The sequence below is a fragment of the Rhizobium sp. C4 genome, assembly GCF_021026315.1.
Lineage (GTDB): Bacteria > Pseudomonadota > Alphaproteobacteria > Rhizobiales > Rhizobiaceae > Ensifer_A.
The window spans coordinates 134,903-147,667 of the sequence record NZ_JAJNCX010000003.1; the positions used below are offsets into that span (position 1 = coordinate 134,903).

General features: G+C 60.7%; 13 protein-coding genes. All 13 read left to right on the plus strand.

Features of this window, described 5'->3' with window-relative positions; genetic code table 11:
• On the plus strand, window positions 1–1,386 hold the full coding sequence (locus LQK84_RS07040; RefSeq protein WP_230827985.1) for a chemotaxis protein: 1,386 nt from the start codon (window positions 1–3) through the stop codon (window positions 1,384–1,386).
• Complete coding sequence (fliK, locus tag LQK84_RS25220; protein WP_230827986.1) at window positions 1,383–2,849, plus strand: flagellar hook-length control protein FliK; 1,467 nt, start codon at window positions 1,383–1,385, stop codon at window positions 2,847–2,849. The genes LQK84_RS07040 and fliK overlap by 4 nt, the downstream gene beginning before the upstream one ends.
• The gene (locus tag LQK84_RS07050; RefSeq protein ID WP_442966907.1) at window positions 2,776–3,372 is read left to right on the plus strand and encodes a transglycosylase SLT domain-containing protein; all 597 of its coding nucleotides are present in this window, start codon (window positions 2,776–2,778) and stop codon (window positions 3,370–3,372) included. Before fliK ends, LQK84_RS07050 begins: the two co-directional genes overlap by 74 nt.
• 273 nt (window positions 3,373–3,645) lie before the next feature.
• Window positions 3,646–4,317, plus strand: coding sequence for a transcriptional activator Rem (gene rem / locus LQK84_RS07055; protein WP_109855735.1), 672 nt, complete (start codon window positions 3,646–3,648; stop codon window positions 4,315–4,317).
• Between the two features lie 125 nt (window positions 4,318–4,442).
• The gene (locus tag LQK84_RS07060; protein WP_230827988.1) at window positions 4,443–5,729 is read left to right on the plus strand and encodes a flagellar hook protein FlgE; all 1,287 of its coding nucleotides are present in this window, start codon (window positions 4,443–4,445) and stop codon (window positions 5,727–5,729) included.
• Window positions 5,730–5,750: 21 nt separating this feature from the next.
• Complete coding sequence (gene flgK, locus LQK84_RS07065; protein ID WP_230827989.1) at window positions 5,751–7,211, plus strand: flagellar hook-associated protein FlgK; 1,461 nt, start codon at window positions 5,751–5,753, stop codon at window positions 7,209–7,211.
• 6 nt (window positions 7,212–7,217) lie between these two features.
• Entirely contained in the window at window positions 7,218–8,279 is a 1,062-nt protein-coding gene (locus LQK84_RS07070; protein ID WP_230827990.1) for a flagellar hook-associated family protein, read from the plus strand.
• A gap of 14 nt (window positions 8,280–8,293) precedes the next feature.
• Window positions 8,294–8,641: a flagellar biosynthesis regulator FlaF gene (gene flaF / locus LQK84_RS07075; protein ID WP_230827991.1), complete on the plus strand. Its 348-nt coding sequence runs from the start codon at window positions 8,294–8,296 to the stop codon at window positions 8,639–8,641.
• Window positions 8,638–9,093 (plus strand): flagellar biosynthesis repressor FlbT, encoded by a 456-nt coding sequence (flbT, locus tag LQK84_RS07080; RefSeq protein WP_230827992.1) that lies wholly within the window; start codon window positions 8,638–8,640, stop codon window positions 9,091–9,093. The genes flaF and flbT overlap by 4 nt, the downstream gene beginning before the upstream one ends.
• Window positions 9,078–9,542, plus strand: coding sequence for a flagellar hook assembly protein FlgD (gene flgD, locus LQK84_RS07085; RefSeq protein ID WP_230827993.1), 465 nt, complete (start codon window positions 9,078–9,080; stop codon window positions 9,540–9,542). The genes flbT and flgD overlap by 16 nt, the downstream gene beginning before the upstream one ends.
• A gap of 7 nt (window positions 9,543–9,549) precedes the next feature.
• A complete protein-coding gene (gene fliQ, locus LQK84_RS07090; RefSeq protein ID WP_112628497.1) occupies window positions 9,550–9,816 on the plus strand; it encodes a flagellar biosynthesis protein FliQ in 267 nt (88 codons plus the stop codon).
• A 107-nt stretch (window positions 9,817–9,923) separates the two neighbouring features.
• Complete coding sequence (gene flhA / locus LQK84_RS07095) at window positions 9,924–12,011, plus strand: flagellar biosynthesis protein FlhA (protein WP_230827994.1); 2,088 nt, start codon at window positions 9,924–9,926, stop codon at window positions 12,009–12,011.
• Window positions 12,008–12,760: a flagellar biosynthetic protein FliR gene (fliR, locus tag LQK84_RS07100; RefSeq protein WP_230827995.1), complete on the plus strand. Its 753-nt coding sequence runs from the start codon at window positions 12,008–12,010 to the stop codon at window positions 12,758–12,760. Before flhA ends, fliR begins: the two co-directional genes overlap by 4 nt.
• Window positions 12,761–12,765 lie beyond the last annotated feature (5 nt).

Consider the following 12,765-nt stretch of genomic DNA (forward strand, 5'->3'; position numbering starts at 1 on the left):
GTGGCCCGCTTCCTGACCATCGCCGCCGCATGTCTGGCTCTCGGCTTCGGGTTTTCCGCCCGGGCCGAGGAGGCGAAGCAGGAAGAGGTCGACCCGACGCTCCCGATCTACAAGCTTGTCCGCTCGCTCGAGGATGTCCAGGACAAGATCGTCGCTGGCGACATCAAGGCGGTGGAAATGCAGCGCTTCATGATCGGCATGATCGACCGCCGTCTGCGCACCGCCAGTCCCGACGATTTCAATGATCTGCGCAATGTTGACGCCGCCATGATCTATGCCATGTCGGGCGGCAATCCCGCGACGCTGGACACACTGATATCGCATGACGCGCGCGGCAACTTCGACACACGGCTGACCAATGCGCTGCTGCTTTATCTCGGCGGCAAGGGCGGTTCGGCCAACAAGACGCTCGACGAGATTGTCCCCGAATACAAGTCGACGGCGATCGGCCCGTATCTGGCGCTGGTTGCCGCCAACGTCGTGATGCAGAAGAAGCCCGACATCGCGCTGAAATACTTCGACTGGGCGCGGCTGGCACTTCCCGGCTCCATCGTCGAAGAAGCGGCACTGCGCCGCTCGCTGATCATCACGGTGAAGCAGAACAATATCGAAAGTTCGATCCGGCTTGCCCGGCTCTATGTCTCGCGCTTTCCCAATTCGCCCTATGCCGCTCAGGTGGCCGCCCAGGTCGTCACGCTGATCGACGCAAATTACGACAAGATCGGCAATGACCGCATTGCGCAAACCCTCGTCTGGCTAGACCCGCCGCGGCAGCAGGAGGTCTATCTGCGCATCGCCCGCAAGGCGGCGGTGACCGGACGTTTCGAGTTCGCGCATTGGGCTGCCGGAAACGCGCTCGCCCTGTCCGAGGGCAGAGATGACAATCCGGCGAAGCTTGCCCAGCTCTATATCAACCTCTCCACCCTGCCGACGGCCGACATCGCCGAGGTGCAGAGTGCATTCTCGAAGATCCCGGACGAGATCCTCGGGCCTGACGAACGACGGTTGCGCGATGCGGGTGCATTTATTCTCTCGGAAGTGGAAAGACCCGCCACACTCGAAAGCCTGACACAAGCGCCTCCTGATAAACCGAAACCCGAGAATGAGGCGATGGCCAAGCCAGACCCTCACAAGGGAGGCGAAGCGCCGCCGAAAGAGGCGAAGCCGCCTGTTGGTCAACCTGCCGAGGCAAAGCCGCCAGCAGGCAAGCCGCCGGCAGGTCCGCCACCTGAAAAGCAGAACGCAGCCAAGACGGCCGAAGCGAAGCCGGGCGAAGCCAAGGTGCAGCAGGCGGCCGATACCAAGGACGGCATCGATACGTTCCTGTCCGACAGCCAGGCGCAGTTGAAGGCCATCGACGATTTGATGAACAAGGGGGACAAGTGAACGCGATCGACCAGTATGTGGCGCCGGCCCCTCCGCGTCCCAATCCCCCATCCGCACCGTCTCCGCGCGCCGGTTCCGATACGTCGGGAAGTCCGAGCTTCGGTGACGTGTACAACAAGGCTGCCAACGCCAACCAGTCCGACAATGACCCGGCTGAGCCGAAGGCATCGGCCGACGACGATCAGCAGCCGAAAGCCGATCCGAAGGCTGCGGGCACTGCCGGAAAGGCCGCGGCGCATGGCGATCACAAATCGACCTCCGCTTCCAGCGCCGAAACTGCGATCCTCGCGCTTGCCGCAGATGCACAGAGCAAGAAGACCGGCAAGGTCGAGGAGCAGCCTGCCGATGCCAAGCTGACAGAGAATGCCGATGCCGCTGTGTCGAAACAGGACGGCAAGGACAAGGTCGCTGCTGATATCGAAAAGCTGATCGACAAGGCCAATGCGGCGAAGGCTCAGGCGCAGACGCCGGGTCCGGCAACCCAGGCAGAGACCGACGCGGCGGCGATCGCTCTGAAACTTCTGAGTGCAGAGACGGTCACCAAGGGGCAGGACAAGACGCTGAAATCCGAGGAGACCGGCAAGAAGGAAGAGCCGGCCAAGGAGAAGGCGACCGATCCGAAGTCAGAGGCGACAGGCCCGAATGCGGAGGGCGCCAATATGCTCGCCGCTGCGGCGCTTGCCGTCAGCGCTGCAGGCGGTCAGGCCGGCGATCATCAGGAGCAGGGCAAGCCCAAGTCCGACGAGCAGTCCGGCAAGGCGCTCTCCGCCATTGGCGCGCAGGCACCCGGCGCAACGACCAAGGACGAGGCAACGGCAACCTCCGGCACCGGAGAGGCCGTCAAGCCCGAGAGCATTACCGTGCTCGATGCCCGCCGCTTCGTCGGAAGCGGCGAGGGCCTGTCCGCCAACACGCAGGCTGTCATGTCCGGCGTTACCGCCGACAATGACTGGGCGGCCACGATGAAGGCAGCCTCCGCAGCGGCGACGGCGACCCCCGAACCGCGCACCGGCACGCCGGTCAATACGCTGAAAATCCAGATGACGCCGGAATCGATCGGCAACGTCACGGCGACGCTCAGGCTTCACGGCGACCAGTTGACGGTCCACCTGCAGGTGGAATCCGGCGAAGCCTTCAGGCAGCTCAGCCAGGACAAGGAAGGCCTTATCCAGTCGCTGAAGTCGCAGGGCTTCTCGGTCGATCAGGTGAGCGTGCAGCTGTCGCCCGCGCCCACGACGGACAAGACGGTCGCCCAGACCTCATCCGGTCAGCAGACCGGCGGGCAGATGCAGGACGGCAGCTCTGCCGGCCAGTTCGCCCAGCAGGGCAGGGAACAGGACAACAATCGCAGGCAGCAGGACAATGGCTTCAACGCAAATTGGCAGGGCGATGACAAGAGCGTGGCTGTTGACCCTCTCGTTCCTTCTTCTGAACCTGCCCGCTCCGGTCAGGTCTATCTCTGAGGCGAACGCGGCTCAGCCGAGCCAGGCAGGTCTGTGCGAGCAGGAGATCCACCGGGCGGCCGCCAAGTATGGCGTGCCGGAAGGCATCCTCTACTCCGTCGGGCTTGCAGAAACCGGCAAGAAGGGCTCGCTGCAGCCCTGGGCGCTCAACATTGAAGGGAAGGCCGTCTTCGCGGCAAGCCCCAACGACGCGCTCGCCATCTTCCAGCAGGCGCGCCTCAAGGGTGCCGTTCTGATCGACCTGGGCTGCATGCAGATCAACCATCATTTCCACGGTGAGGCCTTCACCTCACCCGCACAAATGCTGGAGCCGGCCCGCAACGTGGAGTATGCGGCGAAGTTTCTCGCCGAACTTCACGCCCGGCACGAGACCTGGACAATGGCCGTCGCGCGCTACCACGCAGGGCCCAATAACGACCCCGCGCAGAAGCAGTACGTATGCCGCGTGATCGCCAATCTGGTCGCCAGCGGCTACGGACAGTGGACTAAGAATGCCTCACAATTTTGCGTTGGATACAACTAAAAATTTAGTGACTGTCAAAAATCAGCCGGACTCCGGCAATGCGGCAAGAATATGAACTCTCATTAACCTTAACGCTTCCCGTTAACCATGCATTAACTTTTCCAAGCGATGATAGCGGCATGAATGAGTGCGGCATACTACATATAGTGCAAATCGCCACTCAGAAGTTAATCAACTGTAAATTTGCGTAGTTAAGTTCATCCAGTTGTTCCTGATTCCCCCGATTCGTATCGATGAGGCATCGAGGCACCAGACTGATTCGGAGGCGGACGAATGATCGTCGTGGTTGATGAGCGTGAGCTTGTAAAAGACGGATATACTTCACTATTTGGCCGGGAGGGCGTGCCCTCCACGGGCTTTGATCCCAGCGAATTTGGCGAGTGGGTCAACACGGCGGCAGACACCGATATAGACGCGGTCGAAGCCTTTCTGATTGGTCAGGGATCGCAGGCACTTTCGTTGCCGCGCGCAATCCGTGATCGGTCCACGGCACCGGTGATCGCTGTCAGCGATTCGCCGTCGCTCGAAACCACGCTTGCCTTCTTCGACTGCGGCGTCGACGATGTTGTTCGCAAGCCGGTTCATCCCCGCGAGATTCTGGCCCGTGCGGCGGCCATTCGTCGTCGGCTGAAGGCGATCTCCAACTATACCGATATCGGCGCGATCCGGGTTTTCTCGGACGGTCGTGATCCGGAAATCGAAGGCGAAGTCTTCCCGCTGCCGCGTCGCGAGCGCCGCATTCTGGAATACTTGGTCGCCAACCGTGGCCGGCGCGTCTCCAAGACCCAGATTTTCAGCGCAATCTACGGCATCTTTGACGAGGACGTTGAAGAGAACGTGGTTGAAAGCCACATCAGCAAGCTGCGCAAGAAACTGCGCAAGAAGCTGGGCTTTGACCCGATCGATTCCAAGCGCTTCCTCGGCTACTGCATCGACTGGAGTTAACCAACCCTGGAAAGCTGGCCGGCATGAAGCCAAGTGGCCATAGTTCGCTAATGTTTCAGCGACCACTCAGTTTCACGCAAGGCCCGCCTCCTACTCTGTAATGACTACGGAAACGAGGATCCGATATGAGCCTTCAAGGAATGATGCGAACCAGCACGTCTGGTATGAACGCGCAGGCAAGTCGCCTGTCATCCATCTCTGACAACATCGCTAATTCTGCAACGACAGGCTACAAGGGATCCTCGGTTTCCTTCTCGGACCTCGTCCTCTCCTCGACCGGCGGCAACTATGCCTCCGGTTCGGTCAATGCCATCACCTCCTATGCCATTTCTGAACAGGGTGCGCTAACGTCGACGACGTCGGCCACGGACCTTGCGATCAAGGGCAGCGGCTTCTTCGTCGTCAAGGACAGTGGCGGCAGCATCTTCCTGACCCGCGACGGCTCGTTCAAGATCGATTCGTCCGGCGAGCTCGTGAACTCCTCCGGCTTTACCCTGATGGGCTATTCGTCCACGGACGGCTCCGCCGCCATCGTCAACGGCTTCTCGGGTCTCGTGCCCGTCAAGGCGACGCAGAGCGGCCTGCAGGCGACGGCGTCGACCGCCGGCATCGTGAACGCGAACCTGGATTCGCGGGCGACAGCCGTAACGACCCCGGTCACGCCCCGCGACATCGGTGCGAACCCGGCTTCGACCGTCAACGACGTGAAGTACACGAGCTCGACCTCGGTTGTGACCTATGACAGCCTCGGCAATGCCGTTCAGCTCGATCTCTATTACACCAAGACGGCAGACAACACCTGGCAGGTGACGGCGTTCAATCATGCCGATGCCAATGCGGGTTCCGGCTCCTTCCCCTACAGTTCGGGTCCGATCGAATCTGCGGCCGTCAATCTCGTCTTCGATCCGACGACCGGCAAGCTTGACCCGTCGTCTGACAAACAGATCAGCATTCCGATCCCGGGTGGCCAGACCGTCACGCTCGACATGTCGACGACAACCCAGTTCGCCTACAAGTTCGGCGTTTCGAGCGCCAAGGTCGACGGCAACGCGCCGAGCACGATCTCCTCGGTCTCGATCGGTCAGACGGGCAAGATTTCTGCTGTCTATGCAAACGGCACCACCAAGGATCTCTATCAGATCGTGCTCGCGAAAGTGCAGAGCCCCGACAATCTGACGCCGGTTTCCGGCAATGCCTTCTCGCTCAGCGACGCAGCGGGCACCGTGGTCGTCGGCTTCGGCGGCGACAGCAACTTCGGCACGATCAACTCAAACCAGCTGGAGCAGTCGAACGTCGACGTGGCCACCCAGCTCACCGACATGATCGAGTCGCAGCGCAGCTACACGGCCAATTCCAAGGCATTCCAGACGGCATCGGATCTGATGGACGTCCTCGTGAACCTCAAGCGATAATGGGGGCTGATGTAGGAAATCATGGGGCTTTCATCCGCACTTAACACGGCATCGAGCATCTTCTCGAACACGTCCGCCCAGATGGCGGTCGTGTCGAAGAACATCTCGAACTCCGGTAATGCGGATTATTCGCGCCGCGATTCCACGCTCACCACTTCGGTCAACGGATCGAAGCTGAACCCGACAGCGCGTTCTGAAGACGCGCTGCTTCAACGTCACAACCTGACGGCCACCTCAGCGCTCAGTGCCCAGAATGTTGTTACCGGCGCGCTTGACCAGTTGCAGGGCGCCATGGGCGGCAATGGTTATGCCACGTCGCCCTCCACCTTCATCTCCAAGCTCGAGAGCAGTCTGCAGTCTTTTGCGGCCTCGCCGGGCAACACGACGCTGGCGCAGTCGGTCGTTTCCGACGCCAAGGATGTCGCCAATTCGCTGAGCCAGGCCTCCGCTGCCGTTCAGACGCTGAGGCGCGAGTCGGACGAGAATATCTCTCAGCAGGTGTCGACGCTCCGCGATCTGCTCAACCAGTTCCAGACGGCCAATGATGCCGTCAAGACAGGCACGGCGTCCAATCGGGACGTCAACGACGAACTCGACAAGCGCGACCAGATTCTCGGCAAGATTTCCGAGATCGTCGGCGTCCAGACGGTCGTCCGCGACAACAAGGACATGGCGATCTACACCTCGGACGGCACGACGCTGTTCGAGGCAAAGCCGCGCGACATCCTGTTCGCCCCTCAGCCGGGCTATGACGCGACGACGACAGGCAATGCGGTCTATATCGACGGCGTGCCGCTGAAGCCGGGCACGGGCGGCAATACGTCGGCCATGGGCTCGCTGCAGGCCAACCTGCAGATCCGCGATACGATCGCACCGAAATTCCAGGCGCAGCTCGACGAGATCAGCCGCGGCCTCGTGACCCAGTTTTCCGAAAAGGACCAGTCGGGGGCGGGCCTGCCGAACCTTCCGGGTCTTTTCACATGGGCCGGCGGCACGGTTCCGGCATCCGGCACGGTTCAGGCCGGCATCTCGTCTTCCATCACCGTTAATGCAGCCATCGACGTGACCCAGGGTGGCAATGCAGCCTTGCTGCGCGACGGTGGTATCAACGGTGCGAGCTATGTGTCCAACACGACGGGTGCAGCCGGCTATGCGACGCTGCTGCAGGGCTATGTCTCGGGCCTGACGGCCAAGATTCCCTTTGATGGAACGACCGACCTCAATACCAGCCTGAGCGTGAGCGACTACGCCAGTTCCTCGATCGGCTGGCTGGAAGAATATCGCAGCCAGGCTTCGGATTCCAAGGACACCAAGAAGGCGGCCGCATCCACGGCCTCCCAGGCGCTTCTGAGCGTCACCGGCGTCAGCCTCGACGAAGAACTGTCCAAGCTGCTCGACCTCGAACAGTCCTACAAGGCCTCCACCAAGATCGTGTCGACGGTCAACGACATGCTTCAGGCCCTCATGGCGGCGGTGAGGTAAGGGCTGATGCGAATTTCCTTCACCTCTAACCTGGCCATGCAGAACTCGATGCGGCAGACCGTGAGCGAGTCGCAGTCGCAGCTTCTGAAGGCGCAGACCGAGGTATCGACCGGCACTTTCGCAGACCAGGGCATTGCGCTGGGCTACCAGAGCGGACGAAGCGTCAACCTGACGGCGGAGAAAAGCCGGCTGAACTCGATCGTCGATTCCAACTCGATCGTTTCGCAGCGCCTTTCGGCCTCGCAATCGGCGCTGGGCAACATGTCGAGCGACATCCAGACGTCGATGAATTCGCTGATCGCGCTTTCCGGCTCGGACGACAAGACGCTGCTCAACACCACGACGCAGTCGCTGCAGAGCCAGCTCGACGCGTTCATCTCCTCCGGCAACACGTCGGCCAACGGTGAATTTCTGTTCTCGGGCATCAACACGGCCAACCAGCCGCTGAAGACCTATGACACCGCCTCTGCTGCCAAGGCGAGCTTCAATACGGCGCTCACGAACTACATGTCGGCCAACGGCATCGGCTCGATGTCGAACTTCACGGTCGCTCAGATGCAGGACTTCGTGGAGAACAATCTGGCGCCGATGTACACGGCCGGAAATGGCAGTGATGCCTGGAAAACCGACTGGTCAGCCGCGTCCGACACGAACATGACCTCACGGGTCAATACCGCTGAAACGGTCCAGAGCTCAACCAACGCCAACAACGACGGCTTCCGCAAGTTCGCTCTCGCGTCCGTATTGGGTGTGGAACTGCTGGGCTCGGATGTCACGTCGGATGTCCGACAATATATCAGCAAGACCGCGATCGGTTACATGGGCGAAGCGGTCGCCGGCGTGGACGCCCAGCGCTCGGCGCTCGGTCTCTCGGAAGCCCGCGTCAAGACGGCCAATGACACGATGACGGCTCAGGTGAACATCGTCGAAACGGCCTTCAACAATTTGAACGAGGTGGATGCTTACGAGGCCAGCACCAAGGTCAATAATCTTCTCGCGCAGATGGAAGCCTCCTATCAGCTGACATCGCGCCTCCAGAAGCTCAGTCTCGCGAACTACCTCTCGTGACGAAGGATATGTAAATGTACCAGTTTTCTTACGCAGAGGTCATGGAAGACGGCGTCGCCGACGCCAAGGAACGTGAACGTCAGGTGCTCGATCGTTCGATCGAACTGATGTCCGCCGCAGCCGCGCGCGGCCGCAATTCCAATGAGGCCGTCGAAGCCATCTATTATACGCGCATGCTCTGGATAAGGCTCACCGAAGACCTTTGCCTGCCGGATAACCAGCTCGAACCCGAGCTCAAAGCCAACCTCATCTCGATCGCCATCTGGATACTCAACGAGACAGAAAAGATCCGCAAACGCGAATCCGACAACTTCCAGGGCATCGTCGAAATTACAACCATCATCAGGGATGGACTGAAATGAAAAGCACACTGCGAATATCTCTGAAATCCGGCGAAAGGATCTTCATCAATGGCGCAGTGCTGCGCGTCGATCGCAAGGTCGCACTCGAATTCCTGAACGACGTCACCTTCCTGCTGGAAAACCACGTTCTTCAGCCGGAGCAGGCGAACACGCCGCTCAAGCAGCTCTACTTCATCGCCCAGATGATGCTGATCAACCCGGAAGGCGCCCAGCAGTCGATGGTGATGTTCCGCAAGTCGATCACCATGCTGCTCTCCTGCTTCCAGAACGAGGAAGTACTGGCAGAGCTGAAGCGCATCGACGGCATGGTTTCGACGGGCCGCGCCTTTGATGCCCTGAAGGCAATCCGGTCGCTTTATCCGATTGAGGAAAAGATCCTCAACGACGAGGAAATGACACCCGCAGCGGTCGAACAGATCCGCAAGGAGATTGCACCATGGTCAGCGCGGTAACAGCGGCACAGCAGGCAGCAACGGGCACCCAGGCCGCGGGCACGTCAGGCGCTTCTGCGGCCTCGGCTGCAAGCCTGAACTACAACAGCTTCCTCAAGCTGTTCATGGCCGAACTGCAGAACCAGGACCCGACGAGTCCGATGGACACGACGCAGCAGATGTCGCAGCTCGCCTCGTTCTCGCAGGTCGAGCAGCAGGTCAAGATGAACACGAACCTGTCGACGCTGATCTCGCAGAGCATGATCGGGCAGGCCGGCAACCTCATCGGCAAGACGGTGACCGATGCTGACGGAAATACCGGTATCGTCAAGAGCATCAACGTCGCGACCGACAGCTCGACGAGTGCGGTAACGCTGACGGCAACGCTCGATTCCGGGTCGAAGATGACCATCGGCAGCGGCGTGACCATCACCGCACCTGCAACGACCAGCACGACGACGAGCAATTGAGCAGGCCATGAATGAGGCGGATGCACTCGACATCGTCCAGGCCGCGATCTGGACGGTGATCGTCTCGGCGGGCCCCGCCGTTGGCGCGGCCATGGTCGTGGGCGTGGTCATCGCCCTCATTCAGGCGCTGACACAGGTTCAGGAAATGACCCTCACCTTCGTTCCGAAGATCCTCGCCGTCATGGCGACCGTTGCGCTCTCGGCGCCCTTCATCGGCGCGCAGATTTCGATCTTCACCAACATGATCTTCTCGCGCATTCAGTCCGGTTTCTGACCGGGGCAGGGGCTCGTGCACCCCTCGCGCAAGCTTCATTGCCTATTCCTCGTCTCATGACGCGCATTGGCGCGGCTTTTATCTCATGATGAGACGGACGAAAAAGCATGGCAGTGACGACATCAGTTCCCACGCCCAAGGCGGGACCCAATCTCAGCGATGTCGGCTTCGCCGTCGGTATCGTCGCGATGCTCTCGATCCTGTTCCTGCCGATCCCGGCATTCATGATCGATATCGGCCTTGCCTTCTCCATGGCGCTTGCGGTCCTGATTCTCATGGTCTCGCTGTGGATCCAGAAGCCGCTCGAATTCTCGTCCTTCCCGACCATCCTGCTTATTGCGACGATGACGCGCCTGTCGCTCAACATCGCAACGACGCGCCTCATCCTGGCGCATGGCAATGAGGGCGAGCACGCGGCCGGCGGGGTGATTGCCGGTTTCGCGCAGATCGTCATGTCCGGCGACTTCGTGATCGGGGTCATCGTCTTCCTGATCCTCATCGTCATCAACTTCATCGTTATCACCAAGGGTGCGACGCGTATCGCTGAAGTCGGTGCGCGCTTCACCCTCGACGCCATCCCCGGCAAGCAGATGTCGATCGACGCCGACCTTGCCGCCGGCATCATCGACGAGAAGGAAGCGCAGAGCCGTCGTCGCGAGCTGGAGCAGGAAAGCTCCTTCTTCGGCGCGATGGACGGTGCGTCCAAGTTCGTCCGTGGCGACGCGGTCGCCGGTCTGCTGATCACCGCGATCAACGTCTTCGGCGGCATCATCATCGGCTATTTCCGCCATGGCATGCCGCTCGGCCAGGCCGCCGACGTCTACGTCAAGCTCTCGGTGGGCGACGGCCTGGTGGCGCAGATCCCCGCGCTCGTCGTTTCGCTCGCCGCCGGCATGCTCGTATCGCGCGGCGGCAACCTCGGCTCGACCGACAAGGCCGTCATCAGCCAGTTGAGCGGCTATCCCCGGGCGCTTTCGGTGGCGGCCGGCATGATGGCCTTGCTGGCCTTGATGCCCGGCTTGCCTTTCCTCCCCTTCGCAGTGCTCTCCGGCGCCATGGCATTCGGCAGCTGGTTCATCCCGCGCCAGATCGAGGCGGAGAACCGCTCCCGCCGCGAGGTTGAGGAAAAGAAGGCCCGGCAGGTCAAGGAAAACGAGAGCGACTCGGTCAAGAACGTTCTCAAGACCGCCGAAATCGAACTTCTTCTCGGCAAGCAGATTTCGACGCGCCTCCTCGGCGCGCATCAGGAACTGGCGTTCCGTGTCGGCAAGATGCGCAAGAAATTCGCCAGCCAGTACGGTTTCGTCGTTCCCGAAATCAAGGTCAGCGACGATATCGCCATTCCGGACAAGAACTACCAGATCCGCATCCACGGCACGACGGTCGCCTCGAATTCGCTGCGTGTCGGCGAAGTTCTCGTCATCACCGGCGGCGGCCGCAAGCCGTCGATCCCGGGCGACGATATCCGCGAGCCCGCCTTCGGCATGCCTGCGGTCTCGATCCTAGAAACCTTCATGGAAGAGCTGAAACGCGAAGGCTTCCACCCGATCGACAACGTCTCGGTCGTGCTGACGCACCTGAGCGAAGTGATCCGCAACAACCTGCCGCAGCTCCTGTCCTACAAGGACGTGAAGATCCTGATCGATCGCCTCGACCCGGAGTACAAGAAGCTGGCGGACGAGATCTGCACCTCGCACATGTCCTATTCCGGCCTGCAGGCGGTGCTGAAGCTGCTGCTTGCCGAGCGCGTCTCGATCCGCAACCTGCACCTGATCCTCGAAGCCGTGGCCGAGCTTGCCCCGCATGTGCGCAAGACCGAGCAGATCGTCGAGCATGTGCGCGTGCGCATGGCGCAGCAGCTTTGCGGCGATCTGGCCGACAATGGCGTCCTGCGCGTGCTCCGCCTCGGCAACAAATGGGACCTCGTGTTCCATCAGGCGCTCAAGCGCGACCCTAAGGGCGAGGTTGTCGAATTCGACATCGACCCGCGCCAGCTGGAAGAATTCTCGGAACAGGCCTCGCAGGTCGTGCGCGAATATCTGGACCGCGGCATGCCCTTCGTTCTCGTCACCTCGCCGGAAACGCGCTCCTATGTCCGCATGATCATCGAGCGGCTGTTCGCGACCCTGCCGGTGCTCTCGCATGTGGAACTGGCCAAGGGCATCGAGATCAAGATCCTGGGCTCGATTTCATGATCAACGATCCGCAAGGAACAGTGCTTGCACTCTTTGCGGTCTTCTGTCGGGTGGGCGGCTGCTTTATGGTGCTGCCGGGATTTTCCAGCGCTCGTATCCCAGCCCAGCTTCGGCTGTTCGTGGCGTTGGGTGTCTCCATGGCGCTGACGCCGCTCCTTTGGAACACGGTCTATGCCGTCGCCACCAAACCCGAGACGACCTATATCGCCACCGTCTTCATTGAGGGCATGATCGGCGTGGTCATCGGCATGGTCGCCCGTTTTTTCGTTCTGGGTCTGCAGTTTACCGGCACCGTCATGACCATGATGACGGGCTTCAACGCGCCGCCGGCCAACGACATCCTGGAAGACGGGACCGAAAACGAAATCACCATCATGATCAGCTTCGCAGGCCTGCTGCTCCTGTTCATGATGGATTTCCACCATGTCATCATTCACGCGCTTGCAGACTCCTATCGGACATTGCCGGTCGGCGGGGTTTTCGAAAGCCGCAAGGCGCTGGTGACGCTCACCAACACGCTGAGCTCCACCTTCATGATCATGCTGCGGCTGGCGAGCCCCTTCGTGCTCTACGGGCTTCTGTTCAACGTGACCGTCGGTTTCATCAACAAGCTTGCGCCGCAGATGCCCGTCTATTTCGTGTCGCAGCCCTTCATCGTCTTCGGTGGTCTGATCCTGCTCTATTTCGGCATCGCGTCGCTCGTCCGGCTGTTTGCCGACGCCTTCGTTCCTCTCTTCTCAAGCGTGTGAGGCAA

Excerpts from the sequence above, each read along its gene's own strand:
- LQK84_RS07070 (WP_230827990.1), top strand. The coding sequence starts at position 7,218 with ATGCGAATTTCCTTCACCTCTAACCTGGCCATGCAGAACTCGATGCGG.
- fliQ (WP_112628497.1), top strand. The coding sequence starts at position 9,550 with ATGAATGAGGCGGATGCACTCGACATCGTCCAGGCCGCGATCTGGACG.
- flhA (WP_230827994.1), top strand. The coding sequence starts at position 9,924 with ATGGCAGTGACGACATCAGTTCCCACGCCCAAGGCGGGACCCAATCTC.
- flaF (WP_230827991.1), top strand. The coding sequence starts at position 8,294 with ATGTACCAGTTTTCTTACGCAGAGGTCATGGAAGACGGCGTCGCCGAC.
- fliR (WP_230827995.1), top strand. The coding sequence starts at position 12,008 with ATGATCAACGATCCGCAAGGAACAGTGCTTGCACTCTTTGCGGTCTTC.
- rem (WP_109855735.1), top strand. The coding sequence starts at position 3,646 with ATGATCGTCGTGGTTGATGAGCGTGAGCTTGTAAAAGACGGATATACT.
- flgD (WP_230827993.1), top strand. The coding sequence starts at position 9,078 with ATGGTCAGCGCGGTAACAGCGGCACAGCAGGCAGCAACGGGCACCCAG.
- flgK (WP_230827989.1), top strand. The coding sequence starts at position 5,751 with ATGGGGCTTTCATCCGCACTTAACACGGCATCGAGCATCTTCTCGAAC.
- LQK84_RS07050 (WP_442966907.1), top strand. The coding sequence starts at position 2,776 with ATGACAAGAGCGTGGCTGTTGACCCTCTCGTTCCTTCTTCTGAACCTG.
- flbT (WP_230827992.1), top strand. The coding sequence starts at position 8,638 with ATGAAAAGCACACTGCGAATATCTCTGAAATCCGGCGAAAGGATCTTC.
- LQK84_RS07060 (WP_230827988.1), top strand. The coding sequence starts at position 4,443 with ATGAGCCTTCAAGGAATGATGCGAACCAGCACGTCTGGTATGAACGCG.